Genomic DNA, 16,217 nt, shown 5'->3' with positions numbered 1-16,217 from the left:
TCTGTTGACTCGGCGGCGGGTTCAGCGATGACGACGGCGGCCGACGCGGATCTTCGAAAGACCGCGATCCCAGGCGCGTCGCAGCGTCTGCTGCAAGGAGTAATACCGGGCGGTTTCTTCGATGTACTTCGACAGGTAGAGCAATCCGCCCATACCGTTGCGTTCGACGTACTCGTTGATGGCTCGGTCGCGCACCAACCGATCGAATTGCATGTGCCCGAGGTTCCCCGCGAACACGCTGTTCGAAGCGGCACCGGACGCGCTGGGGCGCTGGTGCCAGAAGGCCAGCGGCTTGTCGCCGACGAAAATGACCCGCCCGTGGCGCACGAGGCGCAAGTTGAACTCCCAGTCGCCTACAGCGAGAAGCGCAGGGTCGTAGAGCCCTATCTCGTCGTATACGCGGCGTCGGACGAGAAGTGCAATCGGCACGACGCGGTTCGCTTGGAGCATGTCGTACATGGTGATCATCTCGCCAGGCGGGACGAAGGGAGCACGCCCGAGTTCGGTGACCGTGCTTCCGTCGAGTCGCTCGTAGACGATCTCGGTTCGGCCGGCAGCTGCGACAGCCTCCGCGTCCTCGTCGAGTGCTGCGACGAGCGTGAGGAGGAAATCGCGGTTCCAGGTGTCGTCGTCGTCGTGGACGACGACGAAGTCTCCGTTGGCGCGTTCGACACCGAGATTCGCGGCCGCCTCCATCGATCCTGTGCCGCCGTCGACATGGATGACATGTGCGCGCCCGTTGAATGCCGCCTCGCGCTCCTTCATGAGCGCGTCGACAGGGGCCTCTCGGCCGCCGTCATTGATGAGGAAGAGTCGCCACTCCGGCAGGCTCTGGTTCAGGACGTCATCAAGCGCGCGGCCGAGAAGCTGTTCGCGGTCTTTTGTGCGCATGACGATGCTCACGCGTTCGCGGGGCGATGACACAGTGGGAAACCTCGTAATGACCGATGACGCCCGCGATCGGCGGGCACGACGAGTCATTGTATGGGACGCCTGCCAGCACTTACTGGGACACCGCCGTACGGATGCCGCACCTCGACCCGGCGGCGAATCAGGGCTGCCGTTCTTGTCTCTGAAATCCCCGGGCCACGGGCGTGTCGCACCGTGTTATCAGGTTTCACGTTGTACTCATCTGCCTCATCCGTCACACTATCCCCATGACGCAAGGGTTGAAGGCGCGCGCGCCACGTTCGTGGAAGTCAGCGGTCGCCGCGTCGGTGGCTCTCGTGTCTCTGGCCATGGGGTTGCTTGTCGGTGGTGCTCCTGCAGCGGCGACTCTGCCCGCCACTGCCCGATCCGCTCACGCCCCCGTCGTGGATACGGAGAGCCGGCCGCTCGCGGACCTCACCCGCTTCCGACCGGGAAACATCATCAGCGACAGCGTCTTCTTCGACTCGTCGGCGATGACGGAGCAGGACATCCAGGCCTTCCTCGAGGCCCGTGTGCCCTCTTGCCAGTCGGGGTACACCTGCCTGAAGGACAAGCTCGACACATCGCGGTCGACATCGGCGGACGCGATGTGCGGCGCCTACCCCGGTGCGGCGAACGAGCGCGCCTCTCGCATCATCTACAAGGTCGCGCAGGCGTGCGGGATAAACCCGCGAGTCATTCTCGTCACTCTGCAGAAAGAGCAGGGACTGGTCACACACACGTGGCCGAGCGACTGGCGCTACACCATTGCGATGGGGCAGGGGTGCCCCGATACCGCGGCATGCGACCAGCGCTACTACGGCTTCTTCAACCAGGTCTACGGTGCCGCGTGGCAGATGAAGCGCTACGCGAATCCGCCGGGCACCAGTGCCTATTTCACCTGGTACGCACCCGGTAAGACATGGAACATTCGATACAACCCCGAGGTGTCCTGCGGTTCCTCACCTGTCTTCGTGGAGAACCAGGCGACCGCGAACCTCTACTACTACACGCCGTACCAGCCGAACGCGGCGGCGCTTCGCGCGGGATACGCGGCGTCGAGTGACCCGTGTTCTGCGTACGGGAATCGGAACTTCTACAACTACTTCACCGATTGGTTCGGTTCGACCCAGTATCCGGCCACGGACACTCCGTTCGTCGACGTCTCCTCGTCGCCTCAGTCCCGAGTGTTCAACGTGTTCGCGAAAGAGATCGTCTGGGTGGCCGAGCAGGGGATCTCAGCAGGCTGGGCACTGAATGACGGCGCGAAGGAGTACAGGCCGACAGCAGCAGTCACTCGCGACGTCATGGCGGCGTTCCTCTACCGCCTCGCCGGTCAGCCTGCATACACGCCGCCCGCGCAGTCGCCGTTCGTCGATGTGGCGGTGACTTATCCCTTCTACAAAGAGATCGCCTGGCTCGCCTCGACGGGGGTGAGCGAGGGGTGGCAGGTAGGAGACCGCTGGGAGTTCCGGCCTGGAGCTTCTGTGACGCGCGACGTGATGGCTGCGTTCATCTACCGGTTCGCGGGCAGTCCGTCCTTCACGCCTCCGACGACGTCTTCGTTCCGAGATGTCGGTACAGATCACCCCTTCTACGCCGAGATCTCGTGGCTGGCGGAGGCTCAGATCAGTGCAGGCTGGTCTGGTGCGGGCGGTGCGACGGAGTACCGACCTGGTATCTCCGTGACGCGGGACGTGATGGCCGCCTTCCTCCAGCGGTCTCGGACCTACCTTGATCCCTTCGTGGATGTTTCGTCCGTGTCTGGGGCCCGCGGGTTCAGCGTCTTCGCCAAAGACATCGCCTGGATAGCGCAACAGGGCGTATCGGGCGGGTGGGTCCTCCCCGACGGGTCGAAGGAGTACCGGCCGGTGTCGCCGGTGACCCGCGACGTGATGGCGGCATTCCTGTACCGCCTCGCCGGTCAGCCTGAATACACGCCTCCCGCCGGGTCTCCGTTCATCGACGTCCCGGTGAGCTATCCCTTCTATAAGGAGATCTCCTGGCTCGCCTCGACGGACATCAGCGCGGGGTGGCCGGCCGGAGACCGATGGGAGTATCGGCCTGGGGCAGCGGTGACGCGCGATGTGATGGCGGCGTTCCTCTACCGTTTCGCGGGGAGCCCGGCGTTCGACCCACCGACGACCTCTGCGTTCCGCGATGTCGGGCTTGACCACCCCTTCTACCGTGAGATCTCGTGGCTGGCAGCCGCCGAGATCAGTGCGGGATGGGTGGTTTCCGAGGGCGTCTCGGACTATCGTCCAGGCGCGCCCGTCACGCGCGACGTCATGGCCGCCTTCCTGCACCGCCTCGACCGGCTGCTCACCCCTTGAAGCGCAACGGGTGGTCAGCCCTCGACCGCCACGGCCGGGGCGAGTCGAATAGATTAGGTGCGGGTTTCGATCCCGAGGGGCCCGGAAGTGAGTGATCGATGTTCGAGCGTTTCCGACGGCGCGCTGCGAGGCCGGAACCAAAGCCGATCTATCTGGTGTCGGCGGCGGGGCTCCCAAACTACGGGGACGAGTTTCTCACGCGCGTCTGGCTCGACTGGCTCGCACATAACCATCCGGATGTTCCAGTCTGGTTGGACTGCCCTGAGCCCGGCCGCGCCAACCACTTGTTTCGTGACACGCACCCGGCACTGAAGACAACCAACACTCTGTGGCACTTGGCTTTCGGCGCCGCCGAGATGACATTCTCGGAAGGCGTAGCCAGGGCTGATCGTGTAGTCCGGGAGCTTGGATCCCCGCGATTCGACCTGGGGCTGATCGAGCTTCGAGGGATGGCGTCCATCCATCTCCTCGGCGGCGGCTATATGAACACGGTGTGGCAGAACCATCTACTGCTTCTGCCGGCGCTTGTCGCTCTCAAAGAAGAGTTCGGCATTCCGATCTACGCGACTGGCCAGGGGCTACTCCCGCTTTCCGATGAACTAAAGGAGCAGGTGCGCGCGTGGGTTCCTGCATTCGACGTGTTCGAGACGAGAGACGTCAGTAGCGCCACTACCGTGGGTGCGTTCGCGGGGATCGATGATGCTTTCCTTGGATTCGCGAACGCTCGTAAGATCTACGCCGACGCCGAGGATGGAGCCCCCGCCGAAGAGATCCCCGACACCGTTCTTGTCGTGCAAGGAGACTTCCTAAGTGCCGACGCCGCTACGCGGGTCTTGGACACGGTGGAGTCGTTTGTTCTGACGTACGGGCGCGGCGAACGGGTCGCGTTGATCGAGTCCATTCCTCCGGATGATTCCTGGAGCGCGTGGGGCCTTCGGGAACGCGGTATAGAGGTCGAGCAGTACCCGTTCCTCAAGCTCTGGCAAGGAGGTTTCCCTGCTCGACCCGGGCAGGTGTGGCTCAGCACACGCTTTCATTTTCATCTCCTCGCCGCAGCTGCGGGCGCGGAAGGTACAGCGATTTCCCTACGCCCCGACTATTACGGAGTCAAACACGGCTCTCTGGCGGACGTCGGAACTGGATGGACGCTCGGTGAGGTGAACTCTTCGATCGAGGACCTCGCTCCGGCTGTCGCTCCCACCTTCCCAGCCCGCCGGATTGAACTGACGGCCCAAAAGGTGGATCTGGCCGCGCGCTTGTACGGCGACGCCCTCCGCCGAGATTGAGGCTTTGACTTCGGTCGCGGTGGGATCGGAAGATCGTGGGCCTCAGCGACTCCCCGCTTCGATGTACGCGCGCACGAGCATCCAGCGCGCCCTCAAGACCTTCCGGATGCCCCGCGGCCGCGGCGTCGAAGCGTTCGAATCGTGAACCCGCCGCTCGATTGTGAAGTCCTCTACGTGGGACATCAGACCGTGGCGATTCGCGACAGTAGCGATCCACAGATCGTGCGACTCCGTCAGGAAGGACGGGAACGGCGTAACTCTCGCGAGGACGTCCCTGGTCACCCCCATCGCGCATCCGAAGTAGGGCATATCGCCCATCAGGATTTTGATCTCGTTTCGCAGTCGACGGTGGGAATCCGCCTTCCGCAGCACCCAGGGGCGGCCGGAGAGTGGCGAACGAAGGGGCGCGCCCGAGTCCAACAGTCTGAGGTTGGAAGCGGCGACACCATTCACTTGGACCGCGCGAGCGAGGACCTTCGTGCGTCCCTCCACCCAGACGTCGTCCTGATCCGCGAGGAGAAGAACCTGCCCACGAGCTTCGAGCATCGCCTGCTCGAATGTGCGAACGTAGCCTCGATTCGCTGGCTGGCGCAGAAGGCGGATGCGTGAGTCGCCGATCGACTCGATCACGGTGAGAGTGGAGTCGGTGCTCGCGTCGTCGACGATCACGACTTCGTCGTTCTCGTCGATGTCCGCCAGGATGCTCTCCAACTGCTCTTTGACGTAAGCGGCGCCGTTGTACGTGGCCATACAGACACTGACGTTGATGCTCAAGGGCGGCCTCTCATACGACGTGTTGGGCGCCATGACACCCGTAAGCTTGCTGCGGTGAGGTCGCTTTTTCTCAGGTTCGCGGGGTTCACCAGCGCGCCAATCCTCTCCGCTCTGGCGCCATTCATCATACTTCCGGTCGTGTCGCGCATCGTGGGAGACGCCGGCTGGGCCAACTTCTCGGCCGGGCAATCGATCGGCATCCTCGGGATGGTGGCCATCCTCTTCGGGTGGGGGGTAATTGGGCCGGTACGCGTGGCCCGTGCGCGCGACAAGTCGTCTCGTGTTGCGATTCTTCGGGAGAGTCTGAGATCCCGCCTTCTTCTGTCGCTCGTGGCGATTCCGGTCGTCGCGATCGTGACTTGGATCGTGTGCACGGACGCGTACCGGGTCGAGTCGGTCGCGGTCGCGGTCGCGATGGCTACGGCCGGCCTATCGCCGGCCTGGTACTGCATTGGCGAGGGAAATCCGCGAGGTGTAATGCTCTATGACGCGCTTCCGAAACTCACTGCCTCGGCCGTTGCGTTCCCGATACTGGCGCTTTCCGGACAGGTCCTCTGGTATCCCATCGTCCTCGCGATCGTCACGCTACCCAGTTTCGCGGCGCACGCCTGGAAGACCCTGAAGAGGCATCCTGTTCCGCACGAAGCACCTCGGGCGCTTCGCCACGTCATGCGATCCTTGCTTCCGACTGCAGCTATCGATGCGACAGGGAATGCGTATGGATCTACCGCTATTCCGATTGCGACGGCCGGGCTTGAACCCACAGATGCGAGCGCATTCGCGTCCGCAGATCGCGCGTACCGTATCGGGACGCTCGCAGTCGTCGCCGTAGCTAACGCTTTCCAGGCGTGGGTGCTCGAGCCGGTGCCGGGCAACCCTCGCAGACGTCACCTCGCCGCGCTCGGCGTTCACGCGACGCTCGCCTTGCTCGGCGGCGTCGCCATCGCAGTCCTAGGTCCCTGGGCGACGGGTCTCGTGTTCGGTACAGATGTCGCCGCGCGCCCCGTCCCGAGCCTGCTATTCGGCGTTGCATTCTTCGCGATCTGTCTCGCGACCCCGCTGATTCGCAATCTTCTTGTACCAGCGGGGCGCTACAAGACCGTTCTCGCGGCGACGATCTGTGCAGCTGCGGCTGGAGTCTCGGTGATGCTGTTCGGCTCCTGGATCGGCTCGGAGGTCGTCGTGGCCGCCGGGGTTGCCACATCTGAGATTGTCGCACTCGCGGTGCTCGCGCTCCCGGCACTCTCGGAGTTTCGAAGGCTGCCGCGAGCGCTCGCCTGACCAGAGATTCAGATCTGGCGAGCGTTCCACGTGACCCGGGCCGCGAGCATCTCGACTTCATCCGGTGCGCGGCCGGCTCCGTCACGCCGTCCAGACCGGAGGCCAGCCCTCAGGACGCCCCACATCGGCCGATGCGGTTTGGCGATCAAGAACGCGAGCAAGAAGTGAACCCGTTCGACAAAGCCATCTCGGGTCAATCTCCAGCGGTAGCGTGAGCCGTACATCTTCTCGAGGCGGACGCGATTGCGCGCGCGGTAGTAGTACCGCAACGGCGAACTCAGCGTGACTGCGTGTGACCGAAGTGCGACGCCCAGGGGGCCACCTACCGAATACCTGGTACCAAGCTGATGTCCTAGGCTCAACCCGGGGGCGGCATACGTCACGTACCCCGCCGCCGCACACCGGAGCTCGAACTCCGTATCGACGAGATCAATGAAGAAGTCCTCACGGAATCGGCCGACGGCATCGAGGACGTCCCGGCTGATGAGCATGCCCGACTGGATGGCGTTGCGAGCGACAAGAAGCCCGCTCGACGGATCGGGACCCGCCTGCCGAACTCCGGCAAAGATCTCTGGCACGACGGGCCCGGGCAGAAGCTCCGATCGTGAAATGCTCGCGTGCAGCGCAAGGAGAGCGTCGACAAATCCTGAGGGCAGTTCCGAATCTTGGTCCAGGGTGACGAACGCGCGTGCGCCGCTTGCGATCGCATGCTCGACGCCGTGATTCAAAGCTGCTGCGATTCCCGAGTTCTTGCTCAACCGCAGAACTACGGCGCCGAGCGTCTCAGCGTTGTCCAGCGCCATGTCTGCTACTGGACCGCTACCGTCATCGACGACCACGACTCCCGTAACCTGCGCCATCACGCTGGACACCACATCGGCCAGCCCCGAGCCGGGTCTGTACGAGCTGACTACTGCCCACACGGGATTGAGAGCGTCAGAACTCATCGTCGTGACGGCGGTCGGCCTCGATCGAGCGGACGCGATCCGAAAGCCTGTCGATCTCCGTTCGTGCGATAGCAGACTCCTCCGCGAGTCGACGAATCTCGTTCTCCGCCTGTGAGAGTTCCCACGAGAGATGCAGGGCAACTCCGAGGAGAAGCACGATCGCGATCGCGAAGAGGAGGTTCGAGGGCAGCTGCACGCCCAGGGCGTTGGTCATCGAGGACAGAAGTTGCGGGAAGAGCCCCAGGACGAGCACCGCGAGAGCGATAACCAACCACATCACGGCGTACTTCTCGCGAAGCGTCCGGGTCAACAGCATCCACACCACGATGATCAGGATGACGAGCGCGAGCCCCACGCCGAGAAGCACGATCATGCGGGCTCCTCCGTTCGTGCGACGGCGCCAATAGCGCGGTGGGGGCGTACGACTGCGAGCCCGAGAGCGAAGACTGCTCGCAGCAGATAGACCAGCGCTCCGAAGGTGCCCTGCGTTGAAGTACCGTGCATGCGCGGCCGCATGGCCACCGGAACTTGTGTGACAGTGAGGCCCGCGTGGCATGCAGCGACCAGGGAGTCCAATGTGTCGCCGAAGTACTCGGCGGGGTAGTAGCGAACGTACTGCGCGATGGCGGACGGGCCGGCAGCGCGGAAGCCGCTCGTCGCATCCGTGAGTTTCGTGCCTGCGACGCGGGACATGACCCGCGCGAGCACGATCATCGCCCAGCGGCGAGGGCCCTTGACGTCGTAATCGCCTACCTCGGCGAAGCGCGCCCCGATTGAGATGTCTGCGCGCTCGAGACCCTCCAGCACAGAGTCGATGTCGGCCGGGTTGTGCTGGCCGTCCGCGTCAACCTGGATCGCACGCGTGTAGCCGTGCCGCAACGCATAGGTGAACCCCGTGCGCATCGCGCCACCCACGCCCAGATTGAAGGGAAGCTGAATCACCGCTGCTCCCGCAGATCGAGCTACCGCGGCTGTACTGTCAGTCGATCCATCGTCGATGACGACCACGTCATACTCTGGTCGGGCTGCGAGAATCTCGCTCACGGTATGTCCGACGTTGCGTTCCTCGTTCCACGCCGGAACGACTATCAGAGTGGGATGATCTCGCTCATTCACACCTAACACCCTAAGATGGTCGCCTCGCGCGTCTTGACTCATTCGGTGCACCCCGTCACCTGGTAGAGTCTGGCGCTTCCTTCAGCATCGATCAGTTCAACGGCGCTGGATTCATCAAGGTCTTCGAGTCCAGGGAAGACGTGGGACGCACCGTGTACCTCCCGGGTACCGAAGTCCAAGACGTACCCGACACCGAGGGCGCTGATCGCCTCGCACACCTCGGAGCCAGGCTCAGCATCTGCGAGCCCCTGATTCACGCTGTCGAGATTCTCCGAGATCTCCATTTGAATGTGCGGCATCAAGACGGTCGCGCCGGTCAGCGCGTACGCGACAGACGCCCCCGTCCAGGGACTCCCCGCGATCGCATACCCCTCCTCCACGACCTCCGGGAGCCGTGAAACGAGCGCTGCCTCGTCGCTGTCGAGAAGCGGTGAGTCCGGCGTGAGGGCGAAAGACGCAGACGCGACTCGTTCGGCGTCAGGCATGGCCGAGGTGGGGCCGACCTGTGAGATCACGACGAGAACGCCGACCCCGGCCATGCCGACGTTGCGGACGATCGGCCCGGACCACCCTGCGCGGTGCGCACGCGCAGCGACCATGCTCCACGTCTTCTGAATCCCGAACGTGCCCAGGGGCACAACTGCGATCGCCAGGATCGCGGCGATTCGCGGGATGTTGTTGTACCAGGGAGCTGTGAAGACATCCCGGAAGGGGAATGGGGCAGCCGCCACTACGACGAAGAGGAAGCCGGCGGTGAGGTAAATGCCAAGCGCGGCGATGGCCACGCTTGTCCGGCTGATCAGCGCCCACGCCGCGCCGGCGAGGATGCTCACGCTACCTAAAACAGCCGCGGACGCGTACCAGGGGGAGGTAGACGCCAAGGCGATCAACGCTTCCCCGTAACTCATCTCCGGCTGCCAACTCCGCGCACTCGCGGGCGGGCGCAGGACGTACACCATGGCGGCCGCGGCACCCAGATAGAGCGCTGCGACCGCAACGACCTTGATTCTGGAACGCATCGAGCTTCTTTCGCGCCACGCGACCACGCCGCGAACCGCGGCGAGGGGTGCGGAGAGCGCGAGCCAGGCCATCAGGGCCCCGGGATGCACTAACGCAAGGCCTGGGAGGCAGCCCAGAAGGGCGATTCCCCACCAAAGGGTTCCGACGTCGTCGCGGACTGCGGTCAGTCCGAGGAATCGGGCAGTCACGGCCAGAACCGCAGGGAGTAGGGCCAGCCCGAGTTGGAAGGGGTAGAGAACTCCGTAATCCATCGGAAGCAGCGGAAAGCTGGGGAGGGATGCGGCGAGGACTCCAGTCCCGAACGAAACCGCGGCTGATCGCCCGAAGAGAGTCCTGCTGAGCAGGATGGCTCCGAGCGGCCATACGACCGCGGTGATTGCGAGGACGGAGCCGTTCAAGGCGATTGTGAGGGGTGCGCCCGTGATCTGGATGACCAGCGTGACGAACGCATGCCAACCAGACGGGTAGAACGTAGGAGGCCCCTCGGGATTGGTCATGTAGCCGATCTCGAGAGCTGACGCGGACCCTGTGTCGAGGATCCATCGCAGCGCGTTCAGATGGAAGACGTTGTCGAACGTTTGAGAGATGGCATCCGGGGCCTGGATCACGCTCACCGTGCGCCAGGCGATCAGCCCCGAAACCAGGACCAGGGCGATTAGGAGCGCACCGTCGAAGCGAGAACCCTCGGATGCGGAGGGCCGAAGGTGTCTTGTGAGCCATGCGCCTATGCCGAGGATCGCCGCGATCACCGCTGCGAAGACCAGAACGGGTAGTGAAGACCACGCGATTCCCGCCCAGGGCAGCACGACCGAGGCGCCGCAAATGACCGTCATCGCGAACGCGGGCGCCACGCCGACAGCCGCGAACCCGCGAATGCCCACGATTCTTGCGAGGGGGTATCCCAGTGTGAGGAGAACCAGTGTCGCCACGCTGGCAGCCACTCCAAGCAGAACCCAGTTCACGATGTCACGTCCATGGTGCTCACGTTTGGCTCTCCGGTCTCACGCTGAACAGCGACGCGCCAGGTCGAGCGCGCTTCTCGGTGCTCGCTGCATACTTCTCGAGACATTCGCTACCCTCCGGAGGCCGCTTGGGCTCGCCCGGTGATCCTCGCCGCCGCGCGTCTCGAGGCCCACCGAACCGGCGAATCCCACAGCGGACTTAGCGGGCGGAGGGCCCGCGGCAGATGACGACGTTTCACGGCCTCGGACTCCTTGCTCGAGCCGGATCGGTCCGAAACCGTCAGAGAGTCTGGGTGCCAGCGGAATGCCGAGACAGAGGTCCTCGTCGATAGAAAAGGGCCGAGCTTGCGAAGGGATAGGAAGGCGTCGAGGTCCATCGCGAATCTCAGGTCCTCGTCGAAGCCGCCGATCTCTTCCAACGCGTCAAGCCGGATCATCGCAGAGGGATTGGGGATGAGGTCAGGACCCCACGGCAGAAGGACCTGTGCAAGGCGGCCCGCGGCACTCCGCCAGAGAAGCCGACCGTCGGGATCGATGTAGTCGCAACCGCCGTAAGCGACCACGGCCTCCGGAGTTGAGTCCAACATGCGCTTGAGAAGGCTCAGACCGTCTTCCAAGAACAGGTCGTCGTCGCCGATCCACGCGTAGTAACGCTCATTGGTCCGTGCCCGCAAGCCGCAGTTGATCGCGGCGGAGATTCCCGAGCGGGGGTCATCGATGAGGGTTGCACCGTACGAGAGCGCCAATTCCCTCGCTGCTTCCGCCGTCGGCGGTGACACAACGACCAGGCTGAGCGGCACGGTCCGGCGTTGGGCAGCGACAGACTCGAGGGTTTCAGCCAGGAAGTCGAGACGGTCGCCCAGCGTGGGAAGAACAACGAGGATTTCGGGAGAGGTCGACCCCGACGAAGTGGTCATGTGGTCGCCGCCCATGACGTGGGATAGGGCGTTCGGCATCGGCGAGGCTTCGGCATGGGGGGTCGGGGCTCCGTTCGTGGATCGCACTCGATTGTAGAGCGGAGTGGTAGTCGTGCCTGAGAGTGCCCCGTGGGTGAGCGTCGGGGCTCTGGGAGCGGACGTGAGACAATCGGAACCGTGAAGGGGATCATCCTTGCTGGCGGTAGCGGAACTCGACTCCATCCGATCACTCTCGGTGTGTCAAAACAGTTGATACCTGTTTACGACAAGCCGATGATCTACTATCCGCTGTCCACGCTGATGCTTGCCGGGATAGACGAAATACTCGTGATCACGACACCGCACGACGCGCCGTTCTTCGAACGACTCCTGGGTGACGGGTCCCAGTTCGGAGTTCGGATCGAGTTCGCGCAACAGCCATCTCCGGATGGTCTTGCGCAGGCTTTCACCATTGGTGCTGACTTTATTGGTGACGACAAGGTCGCCCTCGTGCTCGGAGATAACCTGCTCTACGGGCCCGGCCTCGGCAGCCAACTAAAGCGCTTCCGGAACGTTGATGGTGGAGCGGTCTTCGCCTACTGGGTTGCCGAGCCTTCCGCGTATGGGGTGGTTGAGTTCGACGCTGCCGGCTCAGCGGTGTCGCTCGAGGAGAAGCCTTCTAGTCCGAAAAGCAACTACGCCGTGCCCGGTCTGTACTTCTACGACAATGATGTTGTCGAAATCGCACGAAGCCTGTCTCCCTCTGCGCGAGGAGAGTACGAGATCACTGATGTCAACCGCGCCTATCTTGACCGCGGGAAGCTAAAGGTCGAGGTCCTACCCCGCGGGACCGCTTGGCTTGACACCGGGACATTCGACCAGATGACAGACGCGGCCGAGTATGTACGGACCGTTCAGCGACGGACCGGGCTTAGCATCGGGGTACCCGAAGAAGTCGCTTGGAGGCAGGGTCTCCTGTCTGACACCGGGCTGAGAGAGCGGGCCGATACCTTAGTCAAGTCCGGGTACGGCACGTACCTCCTTGAGATTCTCGAGAGGGGGCGCTGATGCGGTTGCTCGTAACTGGTGGCGCAGGATTCATCGGCTCCAACTTCGTCCACCATGTCGTCGCTCATACTGACCACCATGTAACGGTGCTGGATGCGCTGACCTACGCAGGGAACATCAACTCCCTGAACGACATCCCTGAAGACAGGATCAGTTTCGTCGAAGGCGACATCACCGACGAAGCGGTTGTGGATGAGCTCGTGGCGGCGGCTGACGCGGTCGTGCACTACGCAGCGGAGTCTCATAATGACAATTCGCTTCACGACCCGCGCCCGTTTCTCGACACCAACGTCGTCGGCACTTTCGTGCTCCTTGAAGCGGTCAGGCGCCACGATGTCCGTTTCCACCACATCTCGACCGACGAGGTCTACGGGGACCTCGAACTCGATGACCCGGCACGCTTCACTGAGTCGACCCCGTACAACCCCTCCTCGCCATACTCGTCGACGAAAGCAGGGAGCGACCTTCTGGTGCGGGCCTGGGTGCGCTCCTTCGGAGTGCGCGCGACCATATCTAATTGCTCGAACAACTACGGTCCCTACCAGCATGTCGAGAAGTTCATCCCGCGCCAGATCACGAACATCCTTCGTGGGCAGCGTCCACGTCTGTACGGTGCAGGCTTGAATGTACGGGACTGGATCCACGCCGACGATCATTCCTCCGCCGTCCTTACGATTCTCGACCGCGGGTCAATCGGTGAGACCTATCTCATTGGGGCAGATGGGGAGAAGAACAACCGGGAGGTTGTGGAGCTCCTTCTAACGCTGATGGGCCAACCTCATGACGCGTACGATCACGTCATGGATCGCCCTGGGCATGACCTGAGGTACGCGATCGACTCGTCCAAGCTTCGGGTCGAGCTTGGCTGGGAGCCGAAGTTCCGCAACTTCGAGGCGGGTCTCGCGTCGACTGTCGACTGGTATCGAGACAACGAGCAGTGGTGGTCGCCGGCAAAGGACGCCACCGAAGCCTTCTATGCTGCAAAGGGTCAATGATGTCGGCCTCATCCGAAAAGCCGACCCCGCGAGAGACGTCGATTCCGGGACTGGTCCTGTGGGACCTTCCCGTTCACGGAGACAGTCGCGGCTGGTTCAAAGAGAACTGGCAGCGAGAGAAGATGGTCGCGGCGGGGCTCCCCGACTTTCGACCCGTGCAGAACAACGTGTCGTTCAACGACGAGATCGGGATAACCCGCGGTATTCACGCGGAGCCATGGGACAAGTGGGTCTCAGTGGCGACGGGGCGAATCTTCGGCGCCTGGGTCGACCTTCGGCAGGGCCCTGGATTCGGTGCGGTCTTCACGGCCGAGATCGGCCCGGATCGAGCGATCTTCGTACCGCGGGGGGTCGGCAACGCGTACCAGACTCTCGAGCGTGACACCGCCTATGTCTACCTCGTGAACGATCACTGGTCGCCATCGGCGTCCTACACGTTCTTGAACCTCGCGGACGAGACCGCCGCCGTGGCCTGGCCGATGCCACTCCAGCAGGCGGGCGTATCAGAGAAGGACCTGGCGCATCCTCGGCTCGCCGACGTTACACCGGTGCCGCCGAGGAAGACGCTGGTCTTGGGCGCGGACGGGCAGCTCGGCAGAGCACTCCGCCGCGTCTATGCCGACGACACCGCCGTAGAGTTCGCGTCCAGAACGGATCTCGATCTCGCTGAGGCTGATCTCGCGAGCTCCCGTCGGTGGAGGGACTACGGCGCTGTTGTTAATGCGGCTGCCTACACGGCGGTGGATGCGGCCGAAACAAGTGAGGGTCGCGCTGCCGCTTGGGCTGCCAACGTCGGTGGCGTGGCGGCGCTCGCTCGGATCGCCTCCGAGAACGATCTCGTGCTTGTGCATGTTTCGAGCGATTACGTGTTCGACGGCAAGTCGGACCGGCCGTACCACGAGAGCGATCCGGTCTCTCCGCTTGGCGTCTACGGGCAGACTAAGGCTGCCGGCGATGCTGTGGTCTCGACGGTGCCCCGCCACTTCATCATCCGCACGTCATGGGTGATCGGGGATGGGAGCAACTTTGTCCGCACCATGGCTGACCTCGCCACGAGGGGCAAGAACCCCCGCGTGGTCAATGACCAAGTCGGAAGGCTCACGTTCACCGACGACCTCGCCCGCGGCATCCGGCATCTGCTCTCCCGCGACGCGCCGTATGGGGTGTACAACCTGACGGGCTCGGGCGAGCCGCTGTCGTGGGCGTCGGTAGCACGTCGCGTGTTCTCTTTTCTCGGTCACGATCCGGAGCGAGTGACAGGCGTCACGACGGAAGAGTATTTCTCGGGAGCAGTTGCGCCCGTCGCTGTCCGGCCCCCATACAGTGTCCTGGACCTGAGCAGGATCGAATCGGTCGGATTCGCGCCCGTGCCGGTCGAAGATTCACTCGCCCGCTACCTTAAGCTTCTCGAGTCCGAACAGACTTCGGGCTGAGAAGGCTCTGCGGCACGGAGTCTCACACTGACTGTCGCGGTTCGTTCACAGATGGTCGTGTGTCCGCTTTTCGTGTCGTCGTGAGCGGTTGCGCAGGGAGCCGGTATGTCCGTCGTAGCTGGTCGCACGGGCGTTTCAACGGTCGGTCGCGACAAGCGCACTCGATTTCGCACCGACATCCAGGCGCTTCGCGCGCTCGCGATCGCCGTCGTGGTTCTGAACCACCTCTGGCCCACCCGCCTCACCGGCGGCTACGTCGGCGTCGATGTCTTCTTCGTGATCTCCGGATACCTGATCACCGCGCACCTCCTCGGGGAGTTCGCCCGCACGGGCAGCATCCGGCTCGGGCGCTTCTACGCGCGCCGCATCCGACGTCTGCTTCCCGCGGCGCTCTTCGTCCTCGCTGTCTCGGCTGTCCTGGTCGCGATCTTCCTTCCGTACCCCCGCTGGCTTCGGAACGCCGCGGAGATCGCAGCGAGCGCGGGGTATGTCGAGAACTGGGCTCTCGCGGCGCTGTCGGTGGACTACTCCGCCGCCAACGCTGCTGCGAGCGTCGCGCAGCATTACTGGTCCCTCTCGGTCGAGGAGCAGTTCTACATCCTGTGGCCGTTGCTGATCCTCGCCGCTGCCCTGGGGGCCCGCCGGTTCCTTCGAAGCGTGAATGCCGGTCGGATCCTCGTCGTCGTCGTGAGCGTTGTCGTAGGCGCCAGTCTCTTCGCGAGCGTGCTCTTCACGGCCGCCGCGCCGAGCGCCGCGTACTTCGCGACGTTCACGCGAGCATGGGAATTCGGCGTCGGAGCGTTGATCGCGCTGGCCCCGACGGCGTGGCGTCTGCGGCGCCGAATCGCCAACATGCTCGCGATCGCCGGCTTCATCGCCATCCTCTGGAGTGCGTTCGTCTATGACGACTCGACGGCATTCCCCGGTTCGGCGGCTCTGATCCCGGTTCTCGGAACGGCCGCCATCATCGCCGCCGGAACGCGGAACGACGACCTGTGGCATTCCGCCATCACGGCCCGCCGCCCCATCCAATGGCTCGGAAACGTCTCCTACTCGCTGTACCTCTGGCACTGGCCTGAATCGGCCTGACTTTCGTTCCGTTCTTCAAGTAAGGATGGAACACGATGAACAGGAAGTATTCGCCGGAGATGCGTGAGCGGGCGTTGCGGATGCTCGCGGAGACGCGTCCGTCGCACC

At 63.6% G+C, this 16,217-nt stretch carries 14 protein-coding genes; 7 read left to right on the top strand and 7 right to left on the bottom strand.

What is annotated here, in order from left to right; all coding sequences use genetic code 11:
• Positions 1–21: 21 nt before the first annotated feature.
• A complete protein-coding gene (locus KZC50_RS00070; RefSeq protein ID WP_375294553.1) occupies positions 22–891 on the bottom strand; it encodes a glycosyltransferase family 2 protein in 870 nt (289 codons plus the stop codon).
• A gap of 422 nt (positions 892–1,313) precedes the next feature.
• Here KZC50_RS00070 and KZC50_RS00065 point away from each other — a divergent pair, with 422 nt between their 5' ends.
• Entirely contained in the window at positions 1,314–3,242 is a 1,929-nt protein-coding gene (locus tag KZC50_RS00065; RefSeq protein ID WP_310890147.1) for a LasA N-terminal domain-containing protein, read from the top strand.
• A gap of 98 nt (positions 3,243–3,340) precedes the next feature.
• Positions 3,341–4,528, top strand: a complete 1,188-nt coding sequence (locus KZC50_RS00060; protein WP_310890146.1) for a polysaccharide pyruvyl transferase family protein — start codon at positions 3,341–3,343, stop codon at positions 4,526–4,528.
• 42 nt (positions 4,529–4,570) lie between these two features.
• Here KZC50_RS00060 and KZC50_RS00055 read toward each other — a convergent pair whose 3' ends face one another.
• A complete protein-coding gene (locus KZC50_RS00055) occupies positions 4,571–5,302 on the bottom strand; it encodes a glycosyltransferase (RefSeq protein WP_310890145.1) in 732 nt (243 codons plus the stop codon).
• A 138-nt stretch (positions 5,303–5,440) separates the two neighbouring features.
• Here KZC50_RS00055 and KZC50_RS00050 point away from each other — a divergent pair, with 138 nt between their 5' ends.
• Positions 5,441–6,583 (top strand): polysaccharide biosynthesis protein, encoded by a 1,143-nt coding sequence (locus KZC50_RS00050; RefSeq protein WP_310890144.1) that lies wholly within the window; start codon positions 5,441–5,443, stop codon positions 6,581–6,583.
• A gap of 8 nt (positions 6,584–6,591) precedes the next feature.
• Here KZC50_RS00050 and KZC50_RS00045 read toward each other — a convergent pair whose 3' ends face one another.
• The 5 genes from KZC50_RS00045 to KZC50_RS00025 form a co-directional block, all read right to left on the bottom strand.
• Positions 6,592–7,530: a glycosyltransferase gene (locus KZC50_RS00045; protein ID WP_310890143.1), complete on the bottom strand. Its 939-nt coding sequence runs from the start codon at positions 7,528–7,530 to the stop codon at positions 6,592–6,594.
• Positions 7,520–7,903 carry a DUF2304 domain-containing protein gene (locus KZC50_RS00040; protein WP_310890142.1) on the bottom strand — a complete coding sequence of 128 codons (384 nt, stop codon included), beginning with the start codon at positions 7,901–7,903 and terminating at the stop codon, positions 7,520–7,522. Before KZC50_RS00040 ends, KZC50_RS00045 begins: the two co-directional genes overlap by 11 nt.
• A complete protein-coding gene (locus tag KZC50_RS00035; protein ID WP_310890141.1) occupies positions 7,900–8,655 on the bottom strand; it encodes a glycosyltransferase family 2 protein in 756 nt (251 codons plus the stop codon). The genes KZC50_RS00040 and KZC50_RS00035 overlap by 4 nt, the downstream gene beginning before the upstream one ends.
• Positions 8,656–8,684: 29 nt before the next feature.
• Complete coding sequence (locus KZC50_RS00030; protein ID WP_310890140.1) at positions 8,685–10,628, bottom strand: DUF6541 family protein; 1,944 nt, start codon at positions 10,626–10,628, stop codon at positions 8,685–8,687.
• A 110-nt stretch (positions 10,629–10,738) separates the two neighbouring features.
• Positions 10,739–11,584, bottom strand: coding sequence for a glycosyltransferase (locus tag KZC50_RS00025; protein ID WP_310890139.1), 846 nt, complete (start codon positions 11,582–11,584; stop codon positions 10,739–10,741).
• Positions 11,585–11,722: 138 nt separating this feature from the next.
• On the opposite strand from KZC50_RS00025, the gene rfbA reads away from it, so the two are divergent.
• The 4 genes from rfbA (at position 11,723) to KZC50_RS00005 (ending at position 16,109) form a co-directional block, all read left to right on the top strand.
• Positions 11,723–12,592 carry a glucose-1-phosphate thymidylyltransferase RfbA gene (gene rfbA / locus KZC50_RS00020; protein ID WP_310890138.1) on the top strand — a complete coding sequence of 290 codons (870 nt, stop codon included), beginning with the start codon at positions 11,723–11,725 and terminating at the stop codon, positions 12,590–12,592.
• Positions 12,589–13,587, top strand: coding sequence for a dTDP-glucose 4,6-dehydratase (gene rfbB / locus KZC50_RS00015; protein ID WP_310891501.1), 999 nt, complete (start codon positions 12,589–12,591; stop codon positions 13,585–13,587). Before rfbA ends, rfbB begins: the two co-directional genes overlap by 4 nt.
• Entirely contained in the window at positions 13,587–15,020 is a 1,434-nt protein-coding gene (locus KZC50_RS00010) for a sugar nucleotide-binding protein (protein ID WP_310890137.1), read from the top strand. The genes rfbB and KZC50_RS00010 overlap by 1 nt, the downstream gene beginning before the upstream one ends.
• A 105-nt stretch (positions 15,021–15,125) precedes the next feature.
• Entirely contained in the window at positions 15,126–16,109 is a 984-nt protein-coding gene (locus KZC50_RS00005; protein ID WP_310890136.1) for an acyltransferase family protein, read from the top strand.
• The last annotated feature ends 108 nt before the right edge of the window (positions 16,110–16,217 follow it).

It is taken from the genome of Microbacterium aurantiacum, assembly GCF_031625015.1.
Lineage (GTDB): Bacteria > Actinomycetota > Actinomycetes > Actinomycetales > Microbacteriaceae > Microbacterium > Microbacterium aurantiacum.
Note: the sequence above shows the minus strand (reverse complement) of the source record. Positions and strands in the feature narration are given on the sequence as shown.

Excerpts from the sequence above, each read along its gene's own strand:
- KZC50_RS00070 (WP_375294553.1), bottom strand. The coding sequence starts at position 891 with ATGCGCACAAAAGACCGCGAACAGCTTCTCGGCCGCGCGCTTGATGAC.
- KZC50_RS00060 (WP_310890146.1), top strand. The coding sequence starts at position 3,341 with ATGTTCGAGCGTTTCCGACGGCGCGCTGCGAGGCCGGAACCAAAGCCG.
- KZC50_RS00045 (WP_310890143.1), bottom strand. The coding sequence starts at position 7,530 with ATGAGTTCTGACGCTCTCAATCCCGTGTGGGCAGTAGTCAGCTCGTAC.
- KZC50_RS00040 (WP_310890142.1), bottom strand. The coding sequence starts at position 7,903 with ATGATCGTGCTTCTCGGCGTGGGGCTCGCGCTCGTCATCCTGATCATC.
- KZC50_RS00025 (WP_310890139.1), bottom strand. The coding sequence starts at position 11,584 with ATGCCGAACGCCCTATCCCACGTCATGGGCGGCGACCACATGACCACT.
- KZC50_RS00010 (WP_310890137.1), top strand. The coding sequence starts at position 13,587 with ATGTCGGCCTCATCCGAAAAGCCGACCCCGCGAGAGACGTCGATTCCG.
- KZC50_RS00005 (WP_310890136.1), top strand. The coding sequence starts at position 15,126 with ATGTCCGTCGTAGCTGGTCGCACGGGCGTTTCAACGGTCGGTCGCGAC.